This is a genomic window from Allopontixanthobacter sediminis (assembly GCF_009828115.1).
Classification (GTDB): domain Bacteria; phylum Pseudomonadota; class Alphaproteobacteria; order Sphingomonadales; family Sphingomonadaceae; genus Allopontixanthobacter; species Allopontixanthobacter sediminis.
In genome coordinates, this window is sequence record NZ_WTYL01000003.1 from 246985 (window position 1) to 262030 (window position 15046).

A 15046-nucleotide genomic window follows, 5' to 3' on the forward strand; every position below is an offset into this window, starting at 1 on the left:
GCCTGTAACAGTGATATCCTGCAAAAGCGTGTCGCTCGATAGCTCCTCGCCTGCGGTACAGAAACCTGAAGGCAGCACAGGAGCGGTCATTGATCTTGAAACGAAGAGTGGCGACCGGGGGTACCCGGCCGCCACTTTTCTCCGATTTCGCAGCATTCGTCCGAGACTGTTGCTCAGGCGCTATAGTACATGTCGTATTCGACCGGGCACGGGGTGGTTTCCATGCGCAGCACTTCCGACCATTTGAGCTCCATATAGGCTTCGATCTGGTCTTTCGAGAAAACGTCACCCTTGAGCAGGAAGTCGTGATCGGCTTCAAGTGATTCCAGGGCTTCCCGGAGCGAACCGCAGACGGTCGGCACTTCGGCCAGTTCGGCTGGTGGCAAGTCGTACAGGTTCTTGTCCATCGCTTCGCCGGGGTGGATCTTGTTCGCGATCCCGTCGAGCCCGGCCATCAGCAGCGCTGCCGAGGACAGGTAGGGGTTGGCGAGCGGATCGGGGAAGCGGAATTCCACGCGCTTCGCCTTTTCGCCTGCACCGTAAGGAATGCGGCACGATGCGGAACGGTTGCGGGCCGAATACGCCAGCAGCACCGGGGCTTCGAACCCGGGCACCAGGCGCTTGTAGCTGTTGGTGGTCGGATTGGTGAACGCGTTGAGCGCCTTGGCGTGCTTGATCACGCCGCCGATGTAATAAAGGCAGGTGTCCGACAGTCCCGCATAACCGTTACCGGCGAAGGTGTTCTTGCCTTCGTTCCAGATCGACATGTGGGTGTGCATGCCCGATCCGTTATCTTCCTTGATCGGCTTGGGCATGAAAGTGGCCGTCTTGCCGTAAGCGTGCGCAACCTGCTGGACCACATATTTGTAAATCTGCATGTTGTCGGCGGTTTCCAGCAAGGTTCCGAAGGTAACCCCCAGTTCGTGCTGTGCCGATGCCACTTCGTGGTGATGCTTGTCGCAGGGCAGGCCCATTTCCAGCATCGTGCTGACCATTTCGCCGCGGATGTCGACGGCGCTATCGACCGGAGCGACGGGGAAGTAGCCGCCCTTCGCGCGCGGGCGGTGGCCCATGTTGCCGCTTTCGTATTCCTTGCCGGAATTGGTCGGCAACTCGATATCGTCGATCGCGAAGCCCGACGCGGCATAGCCGTCTTCAAAGCGGACATCGTCGAACATGAAGAACTCGGCTTCCGCGCCGACATAGATCGTATCGCCGAGGCCAGTCGTCTTTACATAGGCCTGTGCGCGCTTTGCGGTCGAGCGCGGATCGCGGCCGTAGAGTTCGCCGGTCGAGGGTTCGACGATATCGCAGAACAGGATCATCATCGGCGTCGCGCTGAACGGGTCAATGTACACGCGGTCGAGGTCGGGGCGCAGGATCATGTCGGATTCGTTGATGACCTTCCAGCCTTCGATGGAAGAGCCATCGAACATCAAACCGTCATCGAGTTCATCCTCCCCCAGGACGCCGGCGACCATCGTGAGGTGCTGCCATTTGCCCTTGGGGTCGGTGAAGCGCAGGTCCACCCATTCGATTTCTTCGTCCTTGATTTGCTTCAGGACTTCTTTCGCAGTCGCCATTTGTATTCCCTCTTGAACGTCCAGGGCTTGATGGGTTACCGGCCTCGGCCCGCCCCTTAGGGCCGCGCGGTTTGACTAGATAGCTGGGGTGCCGGACCCGCCGGAACGGATCTTCACCCCCTCAAATCGCATCATCGTTTGTTTCGCCGGTGCGGATACGCAGCGCGCTTTCGATGTTCGACACGAATACCTTGCCGTCACCGATCCGGCCGGTTTGGGCCGCTGCGGCGATGGCCTCGACAACGCGTTCCGCGATATCGTCGGAAACCATGACCTCCAGTTTCACCTTGGGCAGGAAATCGACAACGTATTCGGCACCGCGGTAAAGTTCGGTATGGCCTTTCTGCCGGCCAAAGCCCTTGGCTTCCGTGACGGTGATGCCGGACACGCCAATCTCGTGCAGGGCTTCTTTCACTTCGTCGAGTTTGAACGGCTTGATGATCGCTTCGATTTTTTTCACTGAAAGTAGTTCCTAAGCATCAAACCGGCTCTGTCACGGCGGGCCGGTATCCCAACGTTTCGCCTCGCGAGTGCCAATCCTTCTCTAATTCAGAAAAGTAATCCAAGAATCGTGCCAAGGCATGGAAGCTCAGGGGTAACGCAAACTGCGCGATTGCCAAAGCCCGTATTGCCAGTGGTCCACACAGGATAAGTGCGGTCTGCGCAGAGACACGCTGGGGCGGGATCGCTCGAGATTGCCCAAAATAAGGGCGGGTTCTGCCTAATTTTGAGGCAGCGCGCGTCGCACTCGGTTTATCAGGTGGATGTTGTAAGGGAGAGACCGGTTTCTTCCGGAAGGCCGGACATCAGGTTGAGTGACTGAACCGCGGCGCCGCTGGCGCCTTTGCCGAGGTTGTCCAATTTCGCGATCAACCGTGCCTGCGTTCCGTCCGCACTGCCGAAAACGTGCAGGTCCATCCCGTCCGAAGGGGCGGCATCCTTGCGGAGCAACAATTCATCCGGAGCATTTCCAAGCGGTGACACGCGGACGATCGCCGATCCGGTATAGAATTCGCTCAGTGCGCGGTGCATCTCGGCAGCCGTACCGGCTCCGCACATGGCGCCAAGGGCCAGCGGAACATCGACCGCCATACCGCGGTGCGCATCAATCACTGCGGGCGAGAACAGCGGTTCATGAGCCAGGTCGGCATAACGCTGCATCTCGGCCAAATGCTTGTGACCCAGACCAAGGCCATAACCGCGCCAGGCTATGCCCGGGTCAGCCGCGAACCGGTCGATGAGCGCGTTGCCGCCGCCGGAATAGCCGGACACTGCGTTAACGCTGAACGCCCAGTCGGCGGGGAGCAAACCCGCGCGGATCAGAGGTGCGACCAGCGCGAGGAACCCGGTGGGATAGCAGCCAGGGTTGGAAACACGTTTGGCCGCCGCGATCTGTTCACGCCCGATCAGTTCCTGGAAACCGTAGGTCCACCCCTCGGCCACACGGTGCGCGGTGGAGGCGTCGATCACCTTGGTGCGGGGGTTGTCGATCAGCGCCACCGCTTCGCGCGCGGCGTCATCGGGGAGGCACAAGATCGCAACGTCGCAGTCGTTGATCGCTTCCCGCCGGGCCGACGCGTCCTTGCGCAGTTCGCCGGGCAGGGTGAGGAGGGAAAATTCCTCGCGGCCAGCCAGCCGCTGGCGGATTTCAAGGCCGGTCGTCCCTGCGGCGCCGTCGATAAAAACGCTGGTTGTCATAAACCCGGTTCGGCGAGTTGGGCGGTCGGGACATAGCCCGTCGGACCGTCCGGACCAACGCAGCCCCACGACCACGCGCCCGCATGGTCGAGCACTTCGAACGAACTGCCGGCAGGTAATGTGGCAACGGTCCTGGCATCTGCGCTTGCAGTCAGTTTGAGCGCCGCATCCGCAGCGCCGATCCGGTACAATTGCGGGACGACGTAATGCGCCACCAGGTAGCGGTCGGCCAGCGCGATATGGGCCAGGTCGCCTCGCAGCGGGAGCGTTCCCGGGGCCGGGCGCACGACCGGGCCATCAAGGGTGAGCAAGCCCTCGGGCAGTTCATAATCGCCAACCATATTCACCGGATCGATCTGCCCCGCCATTCGATTGCTGTCGTTGCCCCGCGAGAGGAGTTGCGCGCGCTTAGCCCCTTGCACGGCTGCGGGCAAGCGTGGGGCCGTTTCACGCCGGTGCGGAACCGTTGCGGCCATACCGGCGCTGGAGCATGCGGAAGGCCGCGCGAAGCCCATAGGCCGCGCCGCCTTTCGGCCGCCCGGGCTTAGCGAAGGGGCGCCATGCGAAGGTGTCGAAATGGGCCCAGTCAATCGGCGTGCCGTCTTTCTGGTCGCCGACGAACTTGTCGAGAAACAGGCCCGCGACACTCGCCCCGGCGAAGGAATTGGTGTGCGAGTTGTTGATGTCGGCAATGTCCGATTTCAGCCATTCGGCGTAAGCTTCGGGCAGGGGCATCCGCCACGGCGGATCGTCGCATTCGGCGCCTGCATCCAGCAGTTCCTTAGCGGTATTATCCCGCCGGGTCATCAGAGCGGGATAGTCCGGACCCAAGGCAACCCGTGCCGCGCCGGTCAAGGTCGCGAAATCGATAATCAGTTCCGGATATTCCTCGCTCGCCTTGGCCAGGGCATCGCCAAGGACCAGGCGGCCTTCCGCGTCAGTGTTGCCGATCTCGACCGTCAGTCCCTTGCGGCTCCTGAGGACGTCGCCGGGGCGGAAAGCGTTGCCGGAAATCGCATTTTCGACCGCCGGGACCAGCAGGTGAAGCCTGACCGGCAGGCCGCTGCCCATGATCAGGTCGGCCAAAGCCAACGCATGGGCCGCGCCGCCCATATCCTTCTTCATCAGCAGCATGCCGGCGGACGATTTGACGTCCAGCCCGCCGGAATCGAAGCACACTCCCTTGCCGACGATCGCCAGCCGCGGAGACTCGGGTTTGCCCCACACCAGTTCGATCAGCCGGGGCGCGTGGCTGCGCGCGGCAGCGCGTCCAACGGCATGGATCATCGGATGTTCGCGTTCGAGTGCGTCGCCTTTGGTGACGGTCAGTTCTGCGCTATATTTCTTGGCCAAACCGGCGGCTATGTCTTCAAGCGCAGCCGGGCCCATATCTTCGGCCGGGGTGTTGACCAGATCGCAGACCATGTTGACGGCCCTGGCTTCGGCAAGGGCAGGGTCGATAGCGCCGACCTGCTTCGACAGCAGGATACGCGGGCCGGATTCCTCGGCGTCCGACTTGTAGCGGGTGAAACTGTATTGAGCGGTCTGCCACCCGAAAATCGCTGGCCCGGGGTCCCGATCCGCCAGCCGGTAAGTGCCCGGCGGCAATTCTTCCGCCAGTTTGCCCAGGCACCAGCTGGAGAGGGTATCGGGATTGGCAACGCCGCCAACCGCGAACCAATCGTCACCGTCGGGAATGATCCCGACCTGATAGCCGCTTCCATCGAACTTCTGTGCCGCCAGTGCTGCGCGCTGTCCGCCGGACAGTGTCCTCGCCCAGCTGTCAAAGGCCTCTTTGTTGACTAGGTGGATGCGGATAGCGTCCTGTTCGCGGTCGGCTTGGATCAAATCGGGTTTATTGCTCATGGGAACGCCTTTACACACCAAGCGCTGAATTGGGCGAGGAGAATTTCCATGAGTCGACAGTTGACTGTTCTTGCTTCTGCGGGGGCCGCCTTGGTTGCGCTTGCGGCCTGTTCTCCCGTGGCGGAGCCGGTTGAGCCAAGCCAATCAGGCGAGGGGAACACAACTGCCACAGCCCGCGCCTCAACTGTCGAAGGCGTCTCGGTCGAGGAGGAGACGGACCTTTTTTCCTACAAGTTTGCCTATCCGGCGGAGGTCAGCGCGATCCCGACGCTGGCACGCGAAATCGAAAGCCGGGCAGACAAGATCAAATTGGAAATGCAGTCCGATGCCCGGAGCGACCGGACCGCAGCGGCTGACGGAGGCTTTCCTTTTCGGCAGCATAGCCTTTCTGCGGAATGGAAAGTGGTGGCCGACTTGCCCGACTGGCTCAGCCTGACCAATGAATTCGCGACCTACACCGGCGGGGCGCACGGAAATTACGGGGTCACATCGCTGGTGTGGGACAAGCCGGCAGGCCAGACCATGGAGGGGGTGGAGATGTTCACTTCACCGGGAGCGCTTACGGAAGCGGTCGCGGAGACCTATTGCCCAGCACTCGACCGCCAGCGGCAGCAGAAGAACGGCATGGCACCGGATCCGACCGGCACTTTCGGCCAATGCCCCGGCGTGTCTGAACTGACGATCATTCCCGGATCGTCGAACGGCCGCACGTTCGACCGGGTCGGGTTCTACGCCGGCCCTTACGTCGCAGGCTCCTATGCGGAAGGAAGCTACGAAGTGACCCTGCCGGTTGATGCCAAGATATTCGCCGCCGTGAAGCCCGAATTTCGCGATGCCTTTTCGTCGGCACGGTAGGCTCTCGCAATTTCCGGCAACCATCGCTACATGGACCTGATGACCGAATATCAAGTGATTGAAAGTTCCGACACCGTCCTGCGAGACGGCACTATCAAGCTCCACGGACCCGAGGGTTTCGAGGGAATGCGCCGCGCGGGGGCGCTGGCGGCGGACATCCTCGACGCAATGGTGCCGCTGGTCGTGCCGGGCGTGACAACAGCGGAACTCGACGATGCGGTGCGCGAAATGACGCTGGCGGGCGGCGCGGTACCGGCAACGCTCGGATATCGCGGCTACACTCATAGCTGCTGCATTTCGATCAACCACGTGATCTGCCACGGCATCCCGTCTGAGAAGGCATTGAAGGACGGCGATATCGTCAACATCGACGTGACCCCGCTGCTGGACGGATGGCACGGCGATACCAGCCGGATGTACCTTGTCGGCGATGTCCCTCTGAAAGCGCGAAAGCTGGTCGACGTGACCCACGAATGCCTGATGCTGGGGATCGAACAGGTCAAACCTGGCGCGCGGCTAGGCGATATCGGCGCGGTGATCGAGGCGCATGCGCGGGAACATCGTTATTCTACGGTGCGCGAATTCTGCGGACATGGTCTTGGCCGGTTGTTCCATGATGCGCCTGAAGTAATCCATGCGGCGAAGGCTGGAACCGGCCCGGAACTGAAGCCGGGAATGTTCTTCACCATCGAACCGATGATCAACGCGGGCAAGCCGTGGGCCAAGGTGCTGAAGGACGGCTGGACGGCGGTAAGCCGGGACAAGTCGCTGTCCGCGCAGTTCGAGCATTCGCTTGGCGTGACCGAAACCGGCGTGGAAATTTTCACCAAGAGCCGGCGGGGCCTCGACAAGCCGCCGTATAGCTGAGGCGTTATCCTTCGCGCGCGGCGCGGATTGCTGCTCCGGCAGCGAAGGGTGTCATTGCTACCAGGACTAGGCTGATCGCGGCTGCCAGCGCAATCCCGGCGCCATCCGGCCGCGACAGGCTGCCCGCTCCAAAGATCAGGATCGGGACAGCTAGCGGGATTAGCAACAGGCCTGAGAGCGCCGCTCCGCCGCGGAGACCGGCGGTAAGGGCCGCGATCATCACTCCGATTGCCGCCAGTCCCGGAGTGCCGGCCAGCAGGCCGAGCAGGACTTTGCGCAGGGTTTCACCGTCCAGCGAAAGCAGCGCCGCGGCGGGAATTGCGGCCAGCAGCAGCAGCGGCGCGAAGCTGAGCCAGTGCGCCGCCATCCGAACCGCCAGCGCCAGCTCTTCCGAAATACCGCGCAGCGCCAATTGGTCGAACACGCCCTGTTCCAGGTCGGGCGCCACCAGCCGGTCGAGCGGCAAGATCGCCGCCAGCAACGCCGCCACCCAGATCACGCCGCCGCCTGTCCGTGCCAGCAATTGCGCGTCCGGCCCGACGGCAAAAGGATACAGCATCGCCACCGCCAGGAAAAACAGGAGCGGGAGGATCGATCCGCCGCGTTTCCCGCCCGGCATCAGCAGCGCGAGATCGCGCAGGAATAGCCGCCCGATCACGGCACGAACTCCGCCAGTTGCAGCGTACTTGCCATCGGGAGCGCCATCGGCTGGTGCGATGCGACCACCGCGATTCCGCCCGCCGCGCAGTGATTTGCGACCATTATCTCCGTCAGGGCAACGCCAGCGGTGTCGAGACCGTTGAGGGGTTCGTCGAGCAGCCAGATCGGGGCCTGCTGGCCTTTCATCCGGGCGAGTGCCGCCCGCTTCCGTTGGCCGGTCGACAGGAACCGGACGGGCACTTCTAGCAAGTCGGACAGGCCGACATGACCGGTGCAGGCAGCACGTTCCTGCGTCGCGACACCGTCAAGGTCAGCCCAGAACGCGAGCGCGCTTCCGAGCGAAAGCTGGGGATCGAGAGCGGGCCTTTCATCGAGCAGCGCCACGCTGCCCGTCCGGTTGACCTCACCTGAGAAAGGACGCAGCAGCCCAGCTAGGATACGCATCAGGCTCGTCTTGCCGATGCCGTTGGGCCCCGCAACATGGCACGCCTCGCCGGGCTCCAACGCTAGGTCAACTCCGCGAAACAGCAAGCGCTCACCGCGGCGACAGGCGAGATTGCTCGCGCTAAGATGACAGGCTTGCATGCTCCGCCGCGATAGGTGAAACCTGCGGGCGTAACAAGCACACGAACTTTACCGGGAAAACATCCATGGCAATTGCCCAACTAACCGCAGACGAACGCGCCGCAGCGATGGAAGCCTTGCCGCACTGGTCGGTCTCCCGCGAAGGCCTGGCAATCGAGCGCAAGTTCGAGTTCGGCGATTTCGTCGAAGCCTTCGGGTTCATGACCCGCACGGCGATCCTGGCGGAAAAGGCGGACCACCATCCGGAATGGTTCAACGTCTATAACAAGGTCGAAATCACCCTCACGACGCACGACGCCGGCGGGCTATCCAAGCGCGATGTCGCGCTGGCCAAGCAGATCGACGAGCTGGTTTAGGCCGCTTTATCGGGCCACCAGAGGACGGCGGGAGTTCTTCATCTGTCGGCGCAGGCGTTCGGGCATCCAGCGTGATCCGAACGCCAATTGCTTGGCGGTCTTGCCCACGGTGGTGTGCAGTTTCTCGCCGTGCACCGCGTCCCACGCCGCCTGCGCCACTTCCAGCACTGGGGTGATTTCGAGACCGGCATCCCGCACGATGGTTTCGATTGCCTGGTTGGTCGCGGCGTTGGGTGCATGTTTCAACAGCGGTGTGTCGATAAAGCTGGGCATCAGGGACCGTGACTTGATTCCGTCCTCTGCCCATTCGCCGTCGAGCGCCTCGGTGATTGCCCGCACCCCGAACTTGGTCGCGGAATAGACCGAACTGCCCGCTGTGCCGTAAATTCCCGCCGCGCTCGATGTGTTGAGCAGGCAGCTGCCCGGCGCGGTCTTCTGGAGATGAGGATAGACCGCCTGCGCGCCGAACAGAACACCCTTCAGGTTGATGTCGAGACAGCGCTCGATCTCGCCGACGGTGTTGTCCGCCAGCACACCGCCCAGCGGGATACCGGCGTTGTTGACCATCACGTCGATCCGCCCGCCCGCAGCGGTGGCGAAGGCACCTAGCGCCTCATCCCATGCCGCGCGCTCGCGGACGTCGAATTTGTGGGAGTAGCAGAAACCGTTGCCGATCAGCCGCTCGGTTTCTTTCATTCCGGCTGCATCGACATCGCCGAGACCGACGAACCAGCCGCGTTCGGCAAAATACAGCGCGATGGCGCGTCCGATGCCGGATCCGCCGCCGGTGATGAAAATTGCTTTTTTCTGTGTCATGCCGTCCCGCTCCCGTAATACTTATAGTGGCCGCGGGTAGCCGCTACTGACACGTTTGTCAGCACACAAGATGTTCGCCGATGCAAGGTAGCGCGGCGATCCGGAGAACTTGCTTGTTCCCCGAATCGCCGCGCCCATATCCCGCTCTCGCCCGTGGCAACTAGCCCCCGAGTGCGTCCTCGAGGCCTTGCACGAAATCGGCGCCTTCAACAATTTTCGCTGTCGATTCCTTGACCGTGTCACCGATCGGTTCCGCACGTCCGCCGAGGCATGTTGCGAGGAAATTCTCGGTGATCGCGCTGAAGGCGATGTTGTTCGATGGTTTGGCAAAGCCGTGCCCTTCGTCGGGGTAGAGAACGTAGGTGACCGGAATGCCCTTTTCCTTCATCGCAGCAACGATCTGGTCACTTTCTGCCTGGTTGACGCGCGGATCGTTTGCGCCTTGGCCGATCAGCAGCGGCTTGGTGATCTTGTCCGCGCTGTAAAGGGGGGAACGTTCCTTCAGCATCGCGAGACCTTCGGGAGTGTTGGGGTTGCCCATGCGTTCGTGGAACTGCGCAATTAGCGGCTCCCAATACGGAGGGATGGTCTTGAGCAGGGTTTCGAGGTTCGACGGCCCGACAATGTCCACTCCGCACGCGAATTCTTCGGGAGTGAAGGCGAGGCCGGCCAGGGTCGCGTAGCCGCCGTAAGAGCCGCCCATGATCGCAACCTTGTCTTCCGGGGTAATCCCCTGTTTGACTGCCCAGTCGGTGGCATCGATCAAATCGTCATGCATCTTCTTGCCCCATTCCAGGTCGCCGGCAGAGATGAACTCCTTGCCGAACCCGGTCGAGCCGCGGAAGTTGACGCTCATCACCGCATAGCCGCGGTTGGCGAGCCATTGGTGATAGGAATTGAACCCGAAACCATCGCGCGCCCACGGCCCGCCATGGACCAGCATGACCATCGGCACCGGGGCATCGGGGACACCGTCGGCGTTGCTGTCGCTGCCGGGCGGCAAGGTCAGGTAGCTGGGCAGGGTAAGGCCATCGCGCGAGGTGATCTCCAGCGTGTGCATCGGCTGCAGCGGAGCGCCGACCAGTTCGGGTCGGGTGGTATAGAATTCGTTCAGCGTGCCCGCCGTCCGGTCATACAGATAGGTCTTGCTCGGAGAAGTCAGCGGGTCGTTCCAGACGATCCATTTGTCGTCCGCCTTGGTCCGGGACTGGACCCCGAATTCACCGTCCAGCTTGCTGTCGAGGAATTCAAGGCTGGCCTTTACGTCCGGATCGGTGGCGGTCCATTCGGTGGTAAGATAAGTGAAGCTGTAGGCTTCCAACTCGCCGGTCTTCGGGTCGGACATGGCACCGCCGATGTCGGCCTTGTCATTCTCCGCGATCAGGCGCTTCTCGCCCGTTGCGGTGTCCTGCGCGATGAGTGCCGCGGTGTTCCGTCCTCGGCTGTCGATCCAGTACAGCGTCTTGCCGTCGTTGGTGAAGCCGGCGGGCTGGGTGGTCAGCGAATCCGCGAGCGCGGTGGAATCGCTTGGCTCGGCCGCCACCTGTCCGTCGGAGATCGGGAAGAAATCCATTCCGCCCGACGCGTTCGGGCGCAGTGCCATGCGCAGGTTCAATTCATCGTCGGCGAGGAAGCCGGCAAAGCTGTTGTTCTCCATCACCAATGATAATTCGCCGGTGGAGAGGTCAAGCAGGTGGACGTCATGAAAGCGCGCATCGCGGTTGTTGACCCCGACCAGCATCTTGTCCGGTTTTGCAAAGGATGTGCCGACGACCTGGACACGCGTTTTTTCGAACGGCGTCAGCGTGGTTTCCTTGCCGGTCGCAAGGTCGATCCCGTACAGCAGGAAATTCTCGTCACCGCCCTTGTCCTGGATATACATCAGGCTCTTGGAATCGCCCGCCCAGAAATACTGGCGGATCGGCCGGTCGGTCGAACCGGTCATGGGCCGGGCCGTCGACGGATCGTTCGCCGGAGCAATCCAGACGTTCATCACCCCGTCCTTGGGGGCTAGCCAGCTGAGCCACTGCCCATCGGGGCTGAGCTGACCCGACGACCGGGTCGGATTGCCGAACAGGTCCTCGCGCGGGATCAGCGGTGCGGCGGCGGTCTTGTCGGTCATGGCGGTGTGGGTTCCTGCGTGATGGTCAGCGCGTGCGGCGGCGGTAATGGTAAGGGCCACCGCGGCCACGGCGCATCCGCCCAGAAGGCGCGAAATCTTAATTGCGGGTCTCATGTTTAAATACTCCCAGTTGTTATTGCCGGCACTTAAGCAGAATTTTTCGGCATTTGGGAGATTTTCTGCGAACGACCTACAGAGCCGGGTTATTGTAGCAATGCCAAGTGAAAATGGCGACCGCGCCGCGGTGTGGGCGCCAGGCTTCGGAAATGGCGCGGGCCTGTTTTTCGCTCGGTCGTTCGGGAAGGCCGAGAATCTTGTGCAGCCCGGCCATGACCGCGAGGTCACCGGCGGGCCAGATATCGGGGCGACCTTCGGCGAACAGCAGATAAATTTCTGCGGACCAGCGGCCGATGCCTTTGATCCTGACCAGTTCCGCGATTGCTTCCTCGTCATCCTCCGGTAGGTTGTCGAGCGGCAACTCGCCGCTGACCACCAATTCACACAGCGAGCGGGCATAGCCCTGCTTTTGCCGCGACAGGCCGCAGGCGCGCAAGGTATCGAAATCCTTGTCCAGCAACACCTTCGGATCCATGTCTTCCCCCAGTTCCGCTTCCAGCTTGCGCCACACTGAGGCAGCGGCTGCAACGCTGACCTGCTGGCCAACGATGGTGCGGAGCAAGGTCTGGTACCCGGTTGGCCGGATCCGCGGTTCGGGATAATCCGCAGCGGCAAGGGCACGTCCGAACGCCGGTTCGATAGCCGCCACATGGTCGATTCCGTGACGGATCTGTTCTGCACTCAATCCCACGTTTTCAATCCTCCGTCGGTTCCGGATATCGGCCACATTTGCGTCCCACGCCCGGACAAAGTCAGTATTGCCAAAGCGGCGTCCAGTCCTTAGCTCCCGCCCGGAAGCCGAAAACCAACGGACCAGAACAACAGGAACCACCCATCATGCCGAAGCTGATCGTCGTCAATCGTGCTGGAGAAGAAACCGCCATCGAAGTCGAAAACGGCCTGACCGTGATGGAGGCAATTCGCGACAACGGGTTCGACGAATTGCTCGCGCTTTGCGGTGGATGTTGTTCCTGCGCGACCTGTCACGTCCATGTCGATCCCGAATTCGTCGGCAAGCTGCCGGCATTGTCGGAGGACGAGGACGACCTCCTTGAGAGTTCCGACTATCGCACGGAAAATTCACGCCTCTCGTGCCAGGTCCCGTTCACTGCCGACCTCGACGGTTTGAGGGTTACGATTGCGCCGGAAGATTGAATTCTCGGTGCCGAAGTGGAATTGCATTGAAGGCGGGGCAGGCGCGGCCTAACTCGTGGTGATGACATTTTCCTCGGTAAAATCGGACTCCCTCGAACTGATCGGCAACACGCCGATCGTACTGCTGCAAGGGCCAAGCGAAGCTGCGGGCTGCGAGATTTGGGGCAAGTGCGAATTTGCCAATCCGGGTGCGTCGGTCAAGGACCGCGCGGCCCTTTATATCGTGCGCGACGCGGAAGCGCGCGGCGCGCTGCAGCCGGGCGGGACCATTGTCGAAGGCACCGCCGGAAATACCGGGATCGGCATTGCGTTGGTCGCCAACGCGCTGGGTTACCGCACGATCATCGTGATGCCCGAAACACAAAGCCGCGAAAAGATGGATACCTTGCGTGCGCTTGGCGCGGAACTGGTGCTGGTGCCTGCCGCTCCGTTTTCCAACCCCGGCCATTTCGTCCACACCTCGCGCCGGCTGGCAGAAGAAACCGAAGGCGCGGTCTGGGCGAACCAGTTCGACAACACCGCCAATCGCAAGGCGCACATCGACGGTACGGCGGAGGAGATATGGGCACAGATGGACGGCCGGATCGACGGCTTTACCTGCGCTGCCGGAACCGGGGGCACCATTGCGGGCGTCGGCATGGGGCTGAAAAGCCATGACGAGAACGTCCTCATCGCGCTGACCGACCCACACGGCGCGGCGCTGTACAACTACTACGCCCACGGCGAGCTCAAGGCCGAGGGCAGTTCGGTGGCGGAGGGGATTGGGCAGGGCCGGATCACCGCCAATCTCGAAGGTGCACCGATCGACACCCAGTTCCGTATCTCGGACGAGGAAGGGATGCACTGGGTCGAACGCTTGCTGCAGGACGAAGGTCTGTGCCTTGGCCTTTCTTCCGGGATCAATGTCGCCGGGGCAATTGAACTTGGCCGCCAGCTGATTGCCGACGGGCGGGAGGATCCCCGCGTCGCAACCATCCTGTGCGATACTGGGTTCCGTTACCTGTCCAGCCTGTACAATGCGGATTGGCTGGAAAGCAAAGGACTGAAGCCCTTTCCGTGGCTGCGTGATTGATTGTCTCGGCGTGCCCGGGTTATAACCCTGCCATGGCGCTGATTTCGATATTCCCCAAGGCGGAACCCAAACCGGACAATGCCTCGGACGTTTTCCCAATGCCGGGCGACAACGCCCGTGCAGAATCGGTCCAGAGATTGCAGATCGGCCTGGCCGGCCTCGGCATGATGGTCCTGCTGATCGGTCTGGCGCAGGTGGTCTATGACCGCGCCCAGATGTCCGAGGCGGAAACGGTTCCCGCCGCTGCGGCGACAGTCGCACCAAAAGAAGCCGAGCCGGTCCAAAGCGATCCCCTGGCCGAAGCCGGGGTAGTACCCGACCTCCCGAGCGAACCGGTCAGCCAACCCACCCAGGAACCGGCGATCATGCCGGAGCAGGGCAATGCCCAGCGACCCTGACAGCCCGCCTTCGGGCAAGACTGACGGCACGCGCCTGACTGTCCAGCGCCGCTTCGCCGCGGCTATCGCCCTGACATTCCTTGTCGCAGGGCTGGGCGCACGGGCTTTATCTTCGCCGACCGAACGCCGCTCGCTCGCCTTGATGGGCACCCTGCCGATCTATTGGGGCGAGGCAGCCGGGGTCGAAGAACTGATCGCTGGTGATGCCCCGCCGCATTGGGCCCGCGGTGCGTTGGAAAAGGAATACGAACTCGTTCCGCTCGATACCTTGGCCGGACTCCAGGGGCTTGCCTCTCCCGGAGCACCAGAGCGCATGATGCTTGCCCAGCCGCGCCCCTTGTCCGGCGCGGAGAATGTCGCGCTGGATGGCTGGGTACGGGACGGCGGCCAGCTTTTGCTGTTTGCCGATCCTATGCTGACCGGCCACTCGCGATTTTCAGTCGGAGACCGCCGCAGGCCTCAGGATGTTATCCTGCTTTCCCCGATCCTTTCGCGCTGGGGTTTGGAATTGCAGTTCGATGACCAGCAGGACGAGAGTGAACGGACGGTGCAGTTCGGTGACATACCGTTGCCGACGCGCCTCGCAGGCAGCTTCCGGATTGCCGCAACCTCGCCCGGAGCACCTGCCGATTGCACCCTGGAAGCTGGCGGCTTGGTCGCGGATTGCGTCATTGGAGAAGGGCGCGCACTGATTGTCGCCGACGCCGCGGTTCTGGAGCAGGACGGTGACCAAGCCGTACGCGAATCCGCTTTAGAATCGCTGACCGGTCGCGCATTTCCCGACCGCTGATTCCGGATCGGGGATAATACGGGAAACGAATCCTCCATCCTCCGAGTCTCTCTCGCACGCCACCTGAAATGTCGGAAAACTCACGGTATTTCGGGGCCGATCCAAT

General features: G+C 62.1%; 17 protein-coding genes. 7 read left to right on the plus strand and 10 right to left on the minus strand.

Annotation, left to right across the window (positions count from 1 at the left end):
* Positions 1–173: 173 nt before the first annotated feature.
* From glnA to GRI65_RS11995, 5 genes are all read right to left on the minus strand, one after another.
* Positions 174–1583, minus strand: a complete 1410-nt coding sequence (gene glnA, locus GRI65_RS11975; protein ID WP_160756800.1) for a type I glutamate--ammonia ligase — start codon at positions 1581–1583, stop codon at positions 174–176.
* Between the two features lie 121 nt (positions 1584–1704).
* The gene (locus GRI65_RS11980) at positions 1705–2043 is read right to left on the minus strand and encodes a P-II family nitrogen regulator (protein ID WP_160756801.1); all 339 of its coding nucleotides are present in this window, start codon (positions 2041–2043) and stop codon (positions 1705–1707) included.
* 296 nt (positions 2044–2339) lie between these two features.
* A complete protein-coding gene (gene argC, locus GRI65_RS11985) occupies positions 2340–3281 on the minus strand; it encodes an N-acetyl-gamma-glutamyl-phosphate reductase (RefSeq protein WP_160756802.1) in 942 nt (313 codons plus the stop codon).
* Positions 3278–3649 carry a hypothetical protein gene (locus GRI65_RS11990; protein WP_232844121.1) on the minus strand — a complete coding sequence of 124 codons (372 nt, stop codon included), beginning with the start codon at positions 3647–3649 and terminating at the stop codon, positions 3278–3280. Before GRI65_RS11990 ends, argC begins: the two co-directional genes overlap by 4 nt.
* Before the next feature lie 79 nt (positions 3650–3728).
* On the minus strand, positions 3729–5147 hold the full coding sequence (locus tag GRI65_RS11995) for a leucyl aminopeptidase family protein (protein ID WP_160756803.1): 1419 nt from the start codon (positions 5145–5147) through the stop codon (positions 3729–3731).
* A gap of 48 nt (positions 5148–5195) precedes the next feature.
* Between GRI65_RS11995 and GRI65_RS12000 the strand changes: the two genes are divergently transcribed.
* Positions 5196–6002 carry a DUF4163 domain-containing protein gene (locus GRI65_RS12000; protein ID WP_160756804.1) on the plus strand — a complete coding sequence of 269 codons (807 nt, stop codon included), beginning with the start codon at positions 5196–5198 and terminating at the stop codon, positions 6000–6002.
* 39 nt (positions 6003–6041) lie between these two features.
* Positions 6042–6869, plus strand: coding sequence for a type I methionyl aminopeptidase (map, locus tag GRI65_RS12005; RefSeq protein ID WP_160756805.1), 828 nt, complete (start codon positions 6042–6044; stop codon positions 6867–6869).
* Positions 6870–6873: 4 nt separating this feature from the next.
* Here the strand turns inward: map and GRI65_RS12010 are convergent, their stop codons facing one another.
* A complete protein-coding gene (locus GRI65_RS12010) occupies positions 6874–7527 on the minus strand; it encodes a heme exporter protein CcmB (protein ID WP_160756806.1) in 654 nt (217 codons plus the stop codon).
* Positions 7524–8114 carry a heme ABC exporter ATP-binding protein CcmA gene (gene ccmA / locus GRI65_RS12015; protein ID WP_160756807.1) on the minus strand — a complete coding sequence of 197 codons (591 nt, stop codon included), beginning with the start codon at positions 8112–8114 and terminating at the stop codon, positions 7524–7526. Before ccmA ends, GRI65_RS12010 begins: the two co-directional genes overlap by 4 nt.
* A gap of 65 nt (positions 8115–8179) precedes the next feature.
* Here ccmA and GRI65_RS12020 point away from each other — a divergent pair, with 65 nt between their 5' ends.
* A complete protein-coding gene (locus GRI65_RS12020) occupies positions 8180–8470 on the plus strand; it encodes a 4a-hydroxytetrahydrobiopterin dehydratase (RefSeq protein ID WP_160756808.1) in 291 nt (96 codons plus the stop codon).
* 6 nt (positions 8471–8476) lie between these two features.
* Here GRI65_RS12020 and GRI65_RS12025 read toward each other — a convergent pair whose 3' ends face one another.
* From GRI65_RS12025 to GRI65_RS12035, 3 genes are all read right to left on the minus strand, one after another.
* Entirely contained in the window at positions 8477–9286 is an 810-nt protein-coding gene (locus tag GRI65_RS12025; protein ID WP_160756809.1) for an SDR family oxidoreductase, read from the minus strand.
* A gap of 160 nt (positions 9287–9446) precedes the next feature.
* A complete protein-coding gene (locus GRI65_RS12030) occupies positions 9447–11522 on the minus strand; it encodes an alpha/beta fold hydrolase (RefSeq protein ID WP_160756810.1) in 2076 nt (691 codons plus the stop codon).
* 76 nt (positions 11523–11598) lie between these two features.
* Complete coding sequence (locus tag GRI65_RS12035) at positions 11599–12216, minus strand: DNA-3-methyladenine glycosylase family protein (protein WP_160756811.1); 618 nt, start codon at positions 12214–12216, stop codon at positions 11599–11601.
* Between the two features lie 146 nt (positions 12217–12362).
* Between GRI65_RS12035 and GRI65_RS12040 the strand changes: the two genes are divergently transcribed.
* The 4 genes from GRI65_RS12040 to GRI65_RS12055 all read left to right on the plus strand — a co-directional run bounded on the left by GRI65_RS12040 (position 12363) and on the right by GRI65_RS12055 (position 14940).
* Positions 12363–12680 carry a 2Fe-2S iron-sulfur cluster-binding protein gene (locus GRI65_RS12040; RefSeq protein ID WP_160756812.1) on the plus strand — a complete coding sequence of 106 codons (318 nt, stop codon included), beginning with the start codon at positions 12363–12365 and terminating at the stop codon, positions 12678–12680.
* A 61-nt stretch (positions 12681–12741) separates the two neighbouring features.
* The gene (locus GRI65_RS12045) at positions 12742–13752 is read left to right on the plus strand and encodes a cysteine synthase A (RefSeq protein ID WP_160756813.1); all 1011 of its coding nucleotides are present in this window, start codon (positions 12742–12744) and stop codon (positions 13750–13752) included.
* Positions 13753–13784: 32 nt separating this feature from the next.
* Complete coding sequence (locus GRI65_RS12050) at positions 13785–14150, plus strand: hypothetical protein (RefSeq protein WP_232844122.1); 366 nt, start codon at positions 13785–13787, stop codon at positions 14148–14150.
* Positions 14134–14940, plus strand: a complete 807-nt coding sequence (locus GRI65_RS12055) for an ABC transporter (protein WP_160756814.1) — start codon at positions 14134–14136, stop codon at positions 14938–14940. The genes GRI65_RS12050 and GRI65_RS12055 overlap by 17 nt, the downstream gene beginning before the upstream one ends.
* The last annotated feature ends 106 nt before the right edge of the window (positions 14941–15046 follow it).